The organism is Arthrobacter sp. SE2, from assembly GCF_058244265.1.
This window is the reverse complement of sequence record NZ_JBZAYA010000005.1, coordinates 52,784-67,519: the sequence shown is the minus strand read 5'-3', so window position 1 is coordinate 67,519 and position 14,736 is coordinate 52,784. Positions and strand designations below refer to the sequence as shown.

Below are 14,736 nucleotides of genomic sequence, written 5' to 3'. Positions count from 1 at the left end.
TCTGCGATGCAGTCTTTCCGTGTGAACCATGCGGAAGCGCCCTGAATCTTGCCTTTCGGAACAACTTGATTGCGCAGAAAGTGATGATGGCCAGAGCTGCCAGCAAGAGGATAGCCAGCGGAGCAAAGGAAAGTACTGCCTCGGGAAAAGTAGGAACCAAGGGGTTCATAAGTCTGATCACACCGATCCGCGCGACACTAATCCGTCCAAAGAGTCAACCACATGCCCATTCGTGTGCGGGAATATTTGATAGATCGTTATCAATTAGGGACCGGCCTGAGCTTCCGCGCTAGGGACATGCTCTCCCGTAACTGGCACCACTGGACATAGTGGGTATATGTCCAGTCCTTGCTGCGAACGAGGGGCATGTCCTGTGGGGACCCGGGGCAGGAAGAACCAGCGCAGCAGCGAAACACGGTTAAAAAAAGCGGCTCCTGCGATTCGTAAATGAACCGCAGGAGCCGCTTTTATCCCGGCCTGGAAATCCAGGCCAGTGGCAATTAGTTGCCGGTCAGCTTCTCGCGCAGAGCTGCGAGGGCCTCGTCGGATGCCAGGGTGCCCGCGTTGGACTCGGTGACAGCCGGCTCGGAGGAGTAGCTGGTGGTGCCGGAGTCGCTCTCGCCGGAAGCGGCAGCAGCGGCGTCGTCAGCAGCGTGCTGGGAAACCTGCTTCTTGTGAGCTTCCCAACGTGCCTGGGCGTCAGCGTACTGCTGCTCCCAAGCGGCGCGCTGCGTCTCGTAGCCCTCGAGCCATTCGTTCGACTCGGGGTCGAAGCCCTCGGGGTACTTGTAGTTGCCCTCTTCGTCGTACTCAGCGGCCATACCGTACAGAGCCGGGTCGAACTCGGTGCTGTCGGCGTCAACGCCCTCGTTAGCCTGCTTGAGGGAGAGGGAGATGCGGCGGCGCTCGAGGTCGATGTCGATGACCTTGACGAAGAGCTCGTCGCCAACGGAGACGACCTGCTCAGCAAGCTCAACGTGGCGAACAGCCAGCTCGGAGATGTGAACGAGGCCTTCGATGCCGTCTTCGACGCGAACGAACGCACCGAACGGAACCAGCTTGGTGACCTTACCCGGAACAACCTGGCCGAGGGCGTGGGTGCGGGCGAAGGTCTGCCACGGGTCTTCCTGAGTGGCCTTGAGGGACAGGGACACGCGCTCGCGGTCCAGATCCACTTCGAGAACCTCGACGGTGACTTCCTGGCCAACCTCGACGACCTCGGACGGGTGGTCGATGTGCTTCCAGGACAGCTCGGAAACGTGAACCAGACCGTCTACGCCGCCAAGGTCCACGAATGCACCGAAGTTGACGATGGAGGAAACGACGCCGGGACGAACCTGGCCCTTTTCCAGCTTGTTGAGGAACGTGGAGCGAACCTCGGACTGGGTCTGCTCGAGCCATGCACGGCGGGAAAGAACAACGTTGTTGCGGTTCTTGTCCAGCTCGATGATCTTGGCTTCGATCTGCTGACCGATGTACGGAGCGAGGTCGCGGACGCGGCGCATCTCGACGAGGGATGCGGGCAGGAAGCCGCGCAGACCGATGTCGAGGATAAGACCACCCTTGACAACCTCGATGACGGTACCGGTGACAACACCGTCTTCTTCCTTGACCTTCTCGATGTCGCCCCAGGCACGCTCGTACTGAGCACGCTTCTTGGAGAGGATCAGTCGGCCTTCTTTGTCTTCCTTGGTGAGCACCAGGGCTTCGACCTGATCGCCAACGGAGACGACGTCCCCGGGGTCAACGTCGTGCTTGATGGAGAGCTCGCGGGAAGGGATGACACCTTCGGTCTTGTAACCGATGTCGAGCAGAACTTCGTCGCGGTCAACCTTGACGACGATACCTTCGACGAGGTCTCCGTCGTTGAAGTACTTGATGGTCGCGTCGACAGCTGCGAGGAAGTCCTCAGCGGTACCGATGTCGTTGATCGCGACTACGGGGGTACCGGGCTTCTCGGTGGAGGTGATGGTCATGTAGTAGGGGCTCCGTTGTGGATAGAGTATCGGTCAGGCAAACCGCCCGCTTTCCGTCGCCGGTCCGCAGGACACGGCAAAACGCCGGGTCATCCTGAATTGTGGATTGTAAATTTGCGCGCACGTAGCATGCGCCCGTTCATTCTAGTCGTTCGCCTCAAGGAGGGTCAAAGCGGCAGCGTGTCACCGAGCCGAGCGAACGTCACACCGCGGTCCAGCAAGCCTGGTAGGACACGTGCATATCCCTCCGCGGTGCCGCCGGCGGGCTGGTTGAAGTGCGAGATCACAATCTGGCCTGTGCCCCGTCCCGCAGCGATTTTTCCCACCTCCAACGCGACAGTAGGGGCCGGGAAGGTCGCGCCGCCGTCGCCGTTCACGGTGAAGCTCACCGGCACCAGTCCGAGGGCATTGGTGATCGCCGCCGCGACGTCGTCGTAGTAGGCAGTGCCCGCCCTGAAGAAGCGGGGGGCCTTGCCGCAGAGCTGCTCCATGACTTCCTGGTTGCCCATGATTTCGTCATAAACCTCGCCCGCGCCGGCCGTGCCCGGAATGCCGTACGCTGAGCGTCCGGTGACGGACAGGGGCTGGTGCCGGAAGCCGTGGTTGCCGAGTTCGAACAAAGGATCGGCCGCGAGATCGGCCGCCAGCCCGGGATTGGCTTTGATCCAACGGCCGTTGACGAACAACGTGGCGGGAACGTTGAGCTTGCGCAGGGTCTTGAGCAAGCGTTGATCGCAGTCCGAGCCGTGGAGCCCACCGCAGGCATCAAACGTCAAGACCGCATGCGTGGACGGTGTTTTTGAAACAACGCCAGTGACATCAAGCCCCCATTCGACGGGCTTGCGCCCGGAGAATTCGGCCACAACCTGGGATCTCGACGGCGGCGCGGGCCGCGTTTCGGGCACGACCGGACGCTGGCCCACCGCTTCGACGAGCGGCGTTGAAGCCGATGTGGGGCGAGGCGACGGTGCAGCTGCCGGTTGCTGGGCGCAGGCGGCCAGGCCGGTCACCGCGAGTCCGGCGGCAACCGCCAGCAAGGACCGCCGGCCCGGCAGCCCTGATGGGCCGGAGGAGCGGCCCCCCGGCTGGAATTCCCCCATGGAATCCTTCTTCTGTTGTTGAGCCTGCGTGTGGTGATGTGCCTAGAAGTGCGTCAGGCAATGGGCGGGGCGTTCGACGGCGAACATGTGCTGGGCAGCCAATGCTGCTCCCGGCGTGTGCTCGCGGATCCGGCCTGCCGAAGCCAAGATTACAGGACTGACGGCACCCAAATAGACAGACCCTAGGTCCGTGACATCCATGCTCAGGTCCGGGACCGATTCCTGGCTCCCGCCACGCGCCTCATTGACGCTGACGACACCGCCGTCGGACGTCAATTCCCACGTACCGTCGGCAAAACCGAGCGCGTCCCGGACTTCGAGCACCAACCGTCCGTCTCCGCCGTAGCGGCGGGCTGACAAGGCTGCAGGGACGTCCAGGACACGCAACCACAACATGTCGCGATAGTCCGAAGACGTGACGCAGCGCCCGTCCACGAGTGCCCACGCGAGGGGGTCTTCAACGGGAGCCTCAGGCCAGGAGACCTGATCGACGAGATCGATGCTGCCCAGGAATTGCCACAGTTCCAGGTACGCGGAGTCCGTCGCGGCGACGAGGTCCACGATTTCCACCGTGTATGGCTTCGTGTCCCAGCCGGCGAACTTGTAGGACACGTAGCCGTCAATGGCTGTGTCCGGTCCGTAGTGGAGCGCGCATTTGATGGCTTTGTCTTCAGTGCCGTCACGCTTCATGGCCCCGGACACGTGATGGCGGTAGGAGTCCTGCCTCACGATGGACCCCGGCGTACGGTGGTGAAGCCGTTCGAATACCTCCGGCGCGAGTTCGAGAAGGACTCTTGGATCTGCGATCTCCACCCGGCCAACGGGCTCGTGACGGATCCGAAACTTCGGACCGGTGTCCACCTTGATGCTCCGCTCGAAGGTTGCGACGCCAAATCCAAAGCGGCCGTAGATGGATGCCTCGGACGCGGTTAGGGCGGCCATGGCGAAGCCATCGTCCTTGGCATCGGCGAGATCGGCGGTCATCATCCCCCGCAGGATGCCATGGCGCCGGTGCGTTCCGCGGACAGTGACAGCCGTAATCTGGCGCGTCCGCAGTTCCTGGCCGAAGCCAACATTCAGCTTGTTTTCCAGCGTTCCAAAGGTAGCCACCGGAAATCCCGGGTTGAGCGCGTGCAACGGTGGTTCGTCGTTGACGTAAACGCCCGTCAGCTCCCGGTTGTCCGCTTGGTACATCGCCAGAATCTGGTCGATTAGCTCATCGCTTCGTTGCTCGTCATGGAATCCGAAGCCAACGGCCCGGAGCCAATCACGTGCTTGTCCGTAGTCCGGGTTCTCCTTGTCGACGGAACGAAAGCGCTTGACGTTGTATTTTTCGTTTGTTTCCTTGGGATCAGCCACGTCCCGAGCCTAGCCAGACAGCATGGGGCACGCCACCATATAGGCGGCGTGCCCCTTGCCTGCGTCTACACAGCGCGTTTCCTAGTGCCCGGCGTCATACCAGCTGGAGCCGACTCCGAGCTGCACGTCCAGCGGCACCGTGAGTTGGGCCGCCGTCCCCATTTGTTCGGTGACGAGCTTTTCGACCGCTTCGCGTTCGCCGTGGGCTACCTCGAGCACGAGTTCGTCATGGACCTGCAGCAGCATCCGGGACTTCAGCCCCTGGCTGGTCAACTCGGCCGAAACGCCGAGCATGGCCCGCTTCATGAGGTCCGCCGCCGAACCCTGGATGGGCGAGTTCAGCGCAATGCGTTCGGCGATCTCCCGGTGCTGGCGGTCCGTGCTGGTCAAGTCCGGAAGATAGCGGCGGCGGCCCTCGATCGTGGAGGTGTAGCCGTCGATCCGAGCCTGCTCCACCACGCCACGGAGATAGTCGCGCACTGCGCCGAAGCGGTCGAAGTAGTCCTTCATGAGGGTCCTGGCTTCGTCGACCGAGATCTCCAGTTGCTTGGACAGGCCGAACGAGGTCAGTCCGTAGGCCAATCCATAAGACATGGCCTTGACCTTTGAGCGCATGGCACTGGTGACCTCTTCCGGCGCCACGTTGAAGATGTGCGAGCCGACATAGCGGTGCAGGTCCTCACCCTCCTTGTACGCCTGGATGAGTCCCGCATCGCCGGACAGATGCGCCATGATACGCATTTCGATCTGCGAGTAGTCGGCCGATAGCAGGCATTCGTAGCCCTCACTGACGACGAAGATCCCGCGGACGCGCCGGCCTTCCTCACTGCGCACCGGGATGTTCTGCAGATTGGGGTTGTTCGAGGAAATGCGCCCCGTGGCCGCGACGTTCTGCGCGTACGTAGTGTGGATACGTCCGTCCTCAGCCACTGATTTCTTGAGCGTCTCCAGCATTTGGGCCAGCTTGGAGGATTCCCGGTGGGCCATGAGCTGCACCAGGAACTCGTGGCCGGTCTTCTCCAGGAGGGCCTTCAGCGAGGCGGCGTCCGTTGTGTAACCGGACTTGATCTTCTTGGTTTTGGGCAGGCCAAGCTCTTCGAAGAGGACCGTTTGCAGCTGCTTGGGTGATCCGAGATTGACCTCGTGGCCAATGGCGGCAAATGCCTGCTCCTGGGCGTTGTCGATCACCTTGGCGAGGTCCGCGAGCTGTTCGTTCAGGCGCTCCATGGAGATCGCAATGCCCGAAAGTTCCATCTGGGCCAGGACCCGTGCGACCGGCAGCTCCAAGGTGGTCAGGAGCGCCTCGGCCTTGCGCTCGGCGAGCTCGCTTTCGAAGTGCTTACTCAGTGCGTGCACTACGGCGGCCTGCTGGACGAGCGCGCTGGCCGCGGCACCGTCCGGCCCATCGCCGAGTTCGAGTTCCAGCTGGCCTGTTGGCGCCACCGCAGCCGCGACGGTGATCCGCAAGTGGTGCTGGGCAAGCTCGGCGAGCTCGTAGCTGCGGCGGTCCGGCTGGATCAGGTAGCCCGAAATGGCAGTGTCGTCCACTACGCCTTCCAGGCCAAGCCCACGGTGGTTCAAGGCCTTCAAGGCATCCTTGAACTCGTGCATGACCTTGGCCTCTTCGGGGTCTTGAAGCCACTTGGCCAAGATGGCATCGGCCGCGGCGTCCAAGGACGACAGCTCGATGTAGGCGGCCCCGTTGGCGCGCACGATCGCGAGGGCATCGGCGTCGTCGCCGATCCGACCTGGGACCAACTGCACGGCGACGGCGGCACGGCTCCCCGCACCGGCGGCGAAGAACTCCTCCAGGGCGGCGGCGTTGTCCAGGATCTTGTAGTCGGGCGCGTCGATGGTTTCGGGAGCCGCGCCGGCGGTGTCGTCGCCGTAGAGTGCGAACAGCCGGGTGCGGAGCGTCCTGAATTCGAGGGTGTCGAACAGAGTCTCGACCTCCTGGCGGTTCGGGCGCGGTTCCTCGAGGTCGGCGAGTGTCACGGGGAGTTGGAGGTCGTGCAGGAGTCGGTTGAGGCGGCGGTTCCGCTTCACGGCGTCGATGTTTTCCCGGAGGGCTCCGCCTACCTTGCCGCCGATGGAATCCAGGTTCTCCAGGATCCCTTCCAGGCCGCCGTAAAGGTTGATCCACTTGGCTGCGGTCTTGGGGCCGACGCCGGGAACGCCGGCGAGGTTGTCGGCGGACTCACCCACCAGAGCGGCGAGATCGGAGTAGCGGGACGGCGGAACGAAGTACTTCTCTTCGATGGCCGCCGCATCCATGCGCGGAATGTTTGAAACGCCCTGTTTCGGGTAGAGAACGAACACGTTGTCCGTGATGAGCTGGAAAGCGTCACGGTCCCCCGATACCAAGAGGACTTCGAAGCCCGCGGCATCGCCCTGCGCCGCGAGGGTGGCGAGGATGTCGTCAGCCTCGTACCCTGGCATCTTGATGGTCTTGATGCCCCACGCTTCCATGACTTGATCGATGAGATCGATCTGCCCGCGGAATTCCGGTGGAGTTTCGTTGCGGCCACCCTTGTATTCGCTGTACTCCACCTTGCGGAACGTCGTGTCGTCCGAGACATCGAAGGCCACTGCAACGTGGGTGGGCTTTTGGTCCTTGATGAGGTTGATCAACATCGAGGTGAAGCCATGCACGGCGTTGGTGTGCTGGCCCGAGGATGTGGCGAAGTTCTCTGCCGGCAAAGCATAGAATGCCCGGAACGCCATGGAGTGGCCATCAAGGACCAAGAGCCGCGGTCGGCCACCTGCCGCCGTGCCCGCAATGGTAGTTGAAGGGTCTGGTGCCGTTGCAGTGGCAGTTGATGTTGCTGTTCCAGTTGACACTGGCGTTGACGTTGACGTTGCCGTTGGAACTGAGTCCGGTTTGGTTGTTTCGCTCACAGGTGCCAGCCTAGTTGCCATGATGGACAATTTCACGCCGGGCCCGTTCACTGACGAACTCAATGCGGCCGGCGTTCCGCAGGAGTTGCACGGTTGGCTTTCCCGCTATGGCGTGGGCTCGCTCGTGGCCAAAATGGGCATCAAGTTCCTTGAACTGGGCCCCGAACGGACCGTCGCCACCATGCCGGTGGAGGGCAATACCCAGGTTGCCGGCATCCTCCACGGCGGAGCCCATGTTGTCCTCGCCGAAACCTTGGGCTCCTTCGCGGCGGCCCTGCATGCGGGAGCCGGACGCCACGTGGTGGGAATCGAGGTGGGCGCGACCCACCATCGCTCCATAGCAAGCGGCCTCGTCACCGGCACATGCACAGCCATCCACTTGGGCGGCACGCTCGCCACCCACGAAATCGTCATGACCGATGAACACGGCCGACGGTTGTCAACTGCCCGGATTACCAACATGATCCGGGAGAACAGGGCCCGCTGACCCGGCACGCGCGGGGAATCTGTAGCGCAGCTCGACTGCCGCGCCACCAAGGGTGCGGGTCGAGCTCAACTCGAGCGGCGCCGTCGGGCTCTCGACAGGCAGCAAGCGCTTACCGGAACCCAAGGCGACGGGGATCAAGGTGACAATTATCTCGTCGAGCAGTCCGGCCTTGGCGAACTGGGCCACCAGGTTTCCACCGCCCACCAGCCACACGTTCTTGTCACCGGCGTCCGCAATCAGGTCCGGCGCGAATTCCTCAACCTCGCCACGCACGAACGTGACGTCCGCACCGGGCGGCGCCGCGTATTCGCGGTGGGTGAAGATCCAGCATGGAACACCCGGATAGGGCCATTTGCCCGGTTCATGTTCCATGAGCCAGCGATAGGTCTGGCCGCCCATGACGATGCAGCCGATGCCCGCCATGAAGTCTTCGTAGCTTTCGGTGACACCCTCGGCCTCTTCGAACTGGAGCAGCCAGCCGAGATCGTCATCTTTGGTAGCGATGAACCCGTCAAGCGAGGATGCCACGTAGTACTGGAAATCCGCCATGGCCCCACCCTACCCATGACGCGGCGGCGTTCCCAGCTACTTCGTGAAGTACGGAACGATCAGATAGATCCCGAAAAGCACGGCGATTCCGCAGGCCGCGAAACACACGTACGCAAGGGACCGGACCATGACCGGTGACTTCTGCCGTGCGTCGCCCGCGATGGCAGTGAGACGGACACCGAGCGAATACAGCACTACCAGGATCAACGCCGCCACAAGGGTCGCGCCGGCTACCTGCACCAGATCCAACCACTTCATGCCAGGGTGTCCTTACTCGTGCTGTTACGCAGACTCTGTTTCTTGGCGTTCTTTTTGCGGAAGTGGACCGCGGTGCCGGCTTCCTCGACTTCGACGGCGTTGTGGTGGCCCACGTGCGACTTCCTCGAGTAGATGAACATGTAGACGACGACGGCGGTGCCCACAACTGCGGCGATAACCACGCCGACGGTGCCGGTGCCGATGAGGAACGCGGTCAAGGCGCCCACGATGGCAGCGGCAGGGAGGGTGAAGAGCCAGCCGGTGGCGATGCGCCCCACCGTTCCCCAGCGCACCGTGGTGCCCTTGCGTCCGAGTCCCGATCCGATGACCGAGCCTGAGGCCACCTGAGTGGTGGACAGCGCGAAGCCGAGGTGGGAGGAAGCGAGGATGGCCGAAGCGGTGCTGGCTTCCGCCGAGAAGCCCTGCGCCGGCTTGACGTCGGTCAGTCCGGAGCCCATGGTCCGGATGATGCGCCAGCCGCCGGCGTAGGTTCCGATGGCGATGGCGAGTGCGCAGGCCCCGATGACCCAGAGCTGCGGGCCGCTGCCGGCAGGCTGGGTCCCGGCGGCGATCAGGACGAGGGTGATGATGCCCATTGTCTTTTGCGCGTCGTTAGTACCGTGTGCCAACGCGACAAGGCTCGAGGTGAAGATCTGGCCGGTACGGAATCCGCCGCGCTTCTGGGTCAGCTTGTCGCCGGTTTCGGGGTCATGCCGGGACGTCAGGGCGTAGGCCAGCTTGGTGCATAGATAGGCCACGGCACCGGCAAGCAGGGGCGAGAAGATAGCCGGAAGAATGACCTTCTGGAGCACGGTGTCGAAGTTGACGGAGTGGAAGCCGATGCCGACGATGGCCGCACCGATGAGGCCCCCGAAAAGCGCGTGCGAAGAACTGGAGGGCAGCCCCTTGAGCCACGTGAACATGTTCCACAGGACGGCCCCCATCAGCCCGGCGAAGATAATCTCCGGCGTGATGTGGATACCGTCCGTGCCCTCGCGGATAAGGCCTCCCGAAATGGTCTTTGCCACTTCGGTCGACAGGAACGCACCTACGAGGTTGAGCACCGCGGCCAAAGCAACAGCCGTCTTGGGCTTGATGGCACCCGTGGCGATCGGAGTCGCCATGGCGTTGGCAGTGTCGTGGAACCCGTTGGTGAAGTCAAAAAATAAGGCCAGCGCTATGACAAGCGCGACCATGAAGGTGATTCCCACCTGGTGCCCAATCTGCAGAGTCGATGATGCGCAGTTCCACTTCCCCGGGCCTGCCCAACAAAACACAGTTCAGCGCGCGTTCATCTGACTGTACTGGCGGAATTAACTATGGCGGGCGTGAAACCTTAAGAATCTTACGTGCCATTGCCGGCATGGCCAAACATCGAATCATCCAAGGAATTGCCGAACAGCCGCGATATTGCTGCGCGACAGACCCCGCCGCGGGTCCGGTGAGATCCAAAGCACACGGTTGCCGAGGAACTCGGCCCAGGACCGGGCAGCGGCTTCATGGTTCAGCTGATCGTCCATCCACACGATGCGTTCGGCTCCGGATTCCTGGACGTCCTTCTGCAAGACGTCCAGCTTCCACCAATCGGCGGTCTGGTCCCAACCGTCGCTGGTCAGGACGGGCCAATGCTCGCCATGGAGACCGATTGCAGGGCACAGGAACTCAGGCGCGAGCCGCTGCCACGTGGTCAGCCAAACAAACCTCGCCGCGGGGTGCGCGGCCAGCTCATTGAGTTCGCCAACCAGTTCGGAGGCGTAAACGACGTCGAGGATTCCGGCGTCGGCGATTTTCCATTCCGTACCCCAATCAGTGAAGCCCATGGGACCGAAGGGGTTCACCACGCCGTCGACGTCCAGATACAGCGACACGGTGGTCATGCAGTCCCCCTCCCGGACGTGCCAACAAGGCCAGCGTAAGCCCCACGTTGGCGTTATAGCAGTCCGGGGCCCGTTTGCCGGGTCAGTTCGCGTGCAGGATTGCCGCCGAAGATGCTGTGGGCGGGGACGTCCTCGCCCTTCATCAGGAAGGAGTCGGCTTCGAGTTCCGAGCCGTCATGCATGGTGGTGCCGTAATGGACGAACGCACCCACGCCCAGGGTGCAGCCGGCGCCAAGGGTGATGGCATCGAGTTTGAACGCGCCGTCCTCCATGGAGTGGCATTGCGCCACGGCGTAAGCGTTGAGGGTGCAGTAGTCCCCGATGGTGACGAGGGTCTTTTCCGGGATCCCGCAACCATCGTCGAAGACTTTCTTGCCCATCCGGACCCCCAGGATCCGCCAGATCACGGGTTTGAAGGGCGTGCCGTTGAACATTTGCACGATTCCCCCGGCGCCGAGTTTCCAGTAGCGCTCGTGCCGCCAGAATGGCACTTCGTAGATGGAGCAGAAGGTCGGCGAAAGTCGTCCAAAGCCGAGGGACGCCCGTTCCACGAGGACCATCAGGACGCCCGTGGTGATGACCATTGTTCCCAGCGCGGCCACCGCAGCGAGCCCCCCTGCGGCGGGAAGGAAGGCCTGCGATGCCCAGGCGGCGAGGAGAATCACGTACAGTTCAGCCCACCGGGCAAGCAGGTAGAGAGTCACTGTCACGGTGTTGTGTAGGTTCTTTGCCGGGATCCGGCGCCGCAATTCCTCCGGCGTCCTGAACCGATCAAAGGCGTTGTCACGGTTTACGGTGCGCGGTATTTCAAAGGGCGGTGAGCCCAGGAGGCCCACCCCCTCGCGTAGCGGACCGTCCAAAGGCACCATGGTCTTGGTCCCCAGGAGGCAGTTGTCCCCCATCCTGGCTCCGGCGGGATAGGCGATGTTGTTGCCGAAGAAGCTCCCGGCCCCGATGGTGGCAGGCGAAAGGCGGAAAGCGGTGTTCGAGTAGTCGGCATTGATGATTGAAAGCCCATCCGAGACCATGGTGCCGCTGCCGACCGTAGTCAGGGTGGGGCTGTCATGCTTCAGCCCGACGCCGAAATTGGATCCGGTCTGCACCATGTCCGGTTGGTGGTAGCCCAGGACGTCCAGGTAGTACACGATCAGGGAACTGTCTCCGGTGAGCTGGAGAAGGGCTTTGAGGTTGGTCAGCCGCTGGGCTGTCCGCAACAGTCCGAAGCGGACGCCGTAGAGCGGGTAGTCCTTGCCTGGAACCAGAAGCAACGCCAGCAGCCTCGGAACGGTAGCGGCGACGGCGAAAGCGGCCAGGATGCTGCCGAAAAGAAGAACGGCGGAGATCAGCAGAAGCGCTTGCCAGAAAAGCGGCTTGGCCGGGTTTGTTTCGCCCGTGGGGAGGGAAGCGAGTACGACGTCGATGACTCCAAACCCGATGGACGACACCAGTACCACGTGGACCACCACGGTCCAGAAACTGAAACTGGCCCGGCGGGCCGTCCCGGACGCGGCTTGTCCCGCCCGGCGGTAGCTAGTGTTGGTGGGCTCGGCCGGGGAGCCGGCCCAAGTGCCGCCAGGCGGAACGCTCTGGAAGCGATGCAGGCAGGAACTGTGCCCCAGTTGGGCGTCGTCGCCCATGGCCGTGTCAATCTCCAGCGTCGTCTGTTCGCCGATCAGGACGTTTCGGCCCAGGATGACGGGCCCCGTCTGGATCCGGCCGGCGTGGGCACGGTAGCCGCTGAACGTTGAGTCCCTCCGGATCACCGTGTCCGCTCCCACAGTCAGCAAGTCGGTACAGGCCGGAATCCTTGAGGAGAGGATGGTTACCCTCGGGCCGATCCTGGCCCCCAGCGCCCTGAGGTACAGGGGGAAGATCGGTGTCCCGACGAACAAGCGGACAGGGCTTGTGTTCACTAATGTCTTAACGAACCAGAAGCGGACGTACCGCAAGGACCAGAGAGGGAACTCCTCGGTCTTCCACCGGCCGATGAGCGCCCATTTGAGCGCAATGGGCATGACTGCCAAGGCCACGAACGATATGGTGCCGACGACGACGGAGCGCGCCACGAGGACTCCCGGCTGCCGGGACACGCCGATCCACTGTTCGCCGGCGGAGGGAATGAGCACGACGACGTACGCGTAGGCCATGGCGGCCAACGCCTGCAAAACCCCGCACAGCAGGTACTGGGCAGTCCCCACGCGCAGGAACGGTTCAGCCGTCGCAGTTCCCCTGCCTCCGGCGCCGACCCCCGCCAGTGCCTCGTCGTTCGCGGCGTCGAGGGCGGCCGCCAAGGCGGCAATGGTCGGGTGTGCATAAATTTCGCGCATTGAGACTGAGGGTGAGTTGGCTTCCTTGCGGACGTTGGCGCAGAAATGCGCCAACAGCAGGGAGTTTGCCCCGAGGTCGTTGAAGAAGTTGGCGGTGGTGGAAACTGACGCGAGCCGGAGCGCCGCAGCCAAAGCCGGGGCGAGGATTCGTTCCGTGGGCGTCACCGGACTGGTGTCAGCGAAGTCTGTACTGACCGTGCGCGGCCCGGTGGGATGTGGAAGGCGGCTGCGGTCCACTTTCCCGCTGACCATCATCGGCATGGTCCGGAGGGACTGGAAGTAGCCCGGCACCATGTAGGCGGGGAGCCGTTCGCGCAGCCAGGCGCGGATGTCGGTTCCTTCCACCTTGGGTGCGTTCTGGTGCAGCGTGAAGTAGGCGGCGAGTTCCGTAATTCCCGGCCCGGGCTCCCAGGTCTTCACAACAGCCATCGCGATCCCGGGCATCTGCAGAAGGACGCTTTCGATTTCGCTGAGCTCAATCCGATAGCCCCGGACCTTCACCTGTGTGTCGGTGCGGCCGTGGTACTCGATTTCATCGTCGTCGTTGAACCGGCCGAGGTCACCTGTGCGGTAAATACGATGGGACGGGTTGTCCTCCAGGCCCAGGAAATCGGGAATGAATGCCTTTTCTGTTAGTTCGGGCCGGTTGATGTAGCCCCGGGCGAGCCCGACGCCTGCCAGGCCGATTTCGCCCAGCTCGCCGTGAGGCAGTGCACGGTCCCGGACGGGATCCAGGATGACTGCCGAATAACCGGGCAACGGTTTGCCAAGGGTCACGGGCTTGCCGGGCTCCGCCGTGCCCCAGGTTGCTGTCACGGTCGCTTCGGTGGGCCCGTAGACATTCAGGAAGCGCCGGCCGGGCCGGTGCCAACGCTCCACAAGATCCTCCGGGCAGGCTTCACCGGAGACAAGCAGGAACCGCAGCCCGGGCAGGTCGTCATCGAGCGTCGCGAGCAGGGTCGGCACGCAGCAAAGGGCGGTGATGTTCCGGGCCTCGATGAACTCGGCAAGATCCGGCCCGAGGAGGTTGTTCCCGGGCGGCCGGGGCACCAAGGTGGCCCCCGCCATCCAAGGCACCCAGATCTCCTCCACGGAGAAATCGAAAGCCGTGGTCATGCCCTGGTAGACCCGGTCGCCGGAATCGTAGCCGTAGGTTTCGGCGGCAATCCGTACGAAATGGCAGATGCTGGCGTGCGCTATGGCTACTCCCTTTGGCCGTCCGGTGGATCCCGAGGTGTAGATGATGTAGGCCAGTCCGTTGGCCGGGGACTCCTGCCCCGCCCAGCCCAAGCGGGAGGGTTCGAACGCGGCAATGCGGCGGTCCTCCTTGTCCATGCGAACCGCGAGGGCCGTAGTCCCGGTCAGGAGGCTGTCCGCGAGGCGGGAGACAGTCAGGATCATGGTGACGTCGGCGTCTTTGGCGATGTAGGCGATTCTCTCGGAAGGGAACGCCGGGTCGAGGGGCACGTAGACACCATGGGCCTTGAGGACCGCGAGCATGCTGACATAGGACCGCACCGCGTCATCGAACAGCAGTGCGATTCTGTCGCCCGGGCGTACCCCGCGGGCGAGAAGGTAGCGGGCGAGCCGGTTGGCCAGGGCGTCCAGTTCTTCGTAGCTGAGCGAACCGTCCGCCGTTTCCACGGCAGGATGACTGCTGTGGCCCTCGAGCCGTTGGCGGTCGCACCGGTTCTCGAAGAGCTCCTCAAGCCGCTCGCCGGGACTCCACCGGATGGCGGTGCCCTGCGCCGGGTTGTCCAGCGCCGTATTGGCCGGTGCAGCGCCGACCAGAACAGGGACACCGTCCCTGAGCTGGATCAGGGACCGGGCGCTTGTGGCCGCTCCGCCGGAGGTCCGGCCCGGGTCCACATGCCTCCCCATATTCGCCTCCTTGCCCTGGACTTG

Annotated in this window: 10 protein-coding genes; 1 reads left to right on the top strand and 9 read right to left on the bottom strand. The window is 63.2% G+C overall.

Annotation, left to right across the window (positions count from 1 at the left end):
* Positions 1-500 precede the first annotated feature (500 nt).
* The 4 genes from rpsA to polA all read right to left on the bottom strand — a co-directional run bounded on the left by rpsA (position 501) and on the right by polA (position 7,159).
* Complete coding sequence (gene rpsA, locus AC4CS3_RS08730) at positions 501-1,976, bottom strand: 30S ribosomal protein S1 (protein ID WP_078108781.1); 1,476 nt, start codon at positions 1,974-1,976, stop codon at positions 501-503.
* 167 nt (positions 1,977-2,143) lie between these two features.
* Entirely contained in the window at positions 2,144-3,076 is a 933-nt protein-coding gene (locus AC4CS3_RS08725; RefSeq protein ID WP_490783104.1) for a polysaccharide deacetylase family protein, read from the bottom strand.
* 42 nt (positions 3,077-3,118) lie between these two features.
* Positions 3,119-4,435, bottom strand: a complete 1,317-nt coding sequence (locus AC4CS3_RS08720; RefSeq protein ID WP_490783103.1) for a GNAT family N-acetyltransferase — start codon at positions 4,433-4,435, stop codon at positions 3,119-3,121.
* Between the two features lie 81 nt (positions 4,436-4,516).
* A complete protein-coding gene (polA, locus tag AC4CS3_RS08715) occupies positions 4,517-7,159 on the bottom strand; it encodes a DNA polymerase I (RefSeq protein ID WP_490783102.1) in 2,643 nt (880 codons plus the stop codon).
* A gap of 193 nt (positions 7,160-7,352) precedes the next feature.
* Between polA and AC4CS3_RS08710 the strand changes: the two genes are divergently transcribed.
* Positions 7,353-7,820 carry a hotdog fold thioesterase gene (locus AC4CS3_RS08710; protein WP_284752751.1) on the top strand — a complete coding sequence of 156 codons (468 nt, stop codon included), beginning with the start codon at positions 7,353-7,355 and terminating at the stop codon, positions 7,818-7,820.
* Here the strand turns inward: AC4CS3_RS08710 and AC4CS3_RS08705 are convergent.
* The 5 genes from AC4CS3_RS08705 to AC4CS3_RS08685 all read right to left on the bottom strand — a co-directional run bounded on the left by AC4CS3_RS08705 (position 7,773) and on the right by AC4CS3_RS08685 (position 14,712).
* Complete coding sequence (locus AC4CS3_RS08705; protein WP_490783101.1) at positions 7,773-8,369, bottom strand: dihydrofolate reductase family protein; 597 nt, start codon at positions 8,367-8,369, stop codon at positions 7,773-7,775. The two genes, AC4CS3_RS08710 and AC4CS3_RS08705, sit on opposite strands and share 48 nt — an antisense overlap.
* A gap of 36 nt (positions 8,370-8,405) precedes the next feature.
* Positions 8,406-8,627: a hypothetical protein gene (locus AC4CS3_RS08700; RefSeq protein ID WP_490783100.1), complete on the bottom strand. Its 222-nt coding sequence runs from the start codon at positions 8,625-8,627 to the stop codon at positions 8,406-8,408.
* Positions 8,624-9,838, bottom strand: coding sequence for an inorganic phosphate transporter (locus AC4CS3_RS08695; RefSeq protein ID WP_490783099.1), 1,215 nt, complete (start codon positions 9,836-9,838; stop codon positions 8,624-8,626). The genes AC4CS3_RS08700 and AC4CS3_RS08695 overlap by 4 nt, the downstream gene beginning before the upstream one ends.
* A gap of 168 nt (positions 9,839-10,006) precedes the next feature.
* Positions 10,007-10,504, bottom strand: a complete 498-nt coding sequence (locus AC4CS3_RS08690; RefSeq protein WP_490783098.1) for an HAD domain-containing protein — start codon at positions 10,502-10,504, stop codon at positions 10,007-10,009.
* A gap of 53 nt (positions 10,505-10,557) precedes the next feature.
* Positions 10,558-14,712 (bottom strand): Pls/PosA family non-ribosomal peptide synthetase, encoded by a 4,155-nt coding sequence (locus AC4CS3_RS08685; RefSeq protein WP_490783097.1) that lies wholly within the window; start codon positions 14,710-14,712, stop codon positions 10,558-10,560.
* Between the last annotated feature and the right edge of the window lie 24 nt (positions 14,713-14,736).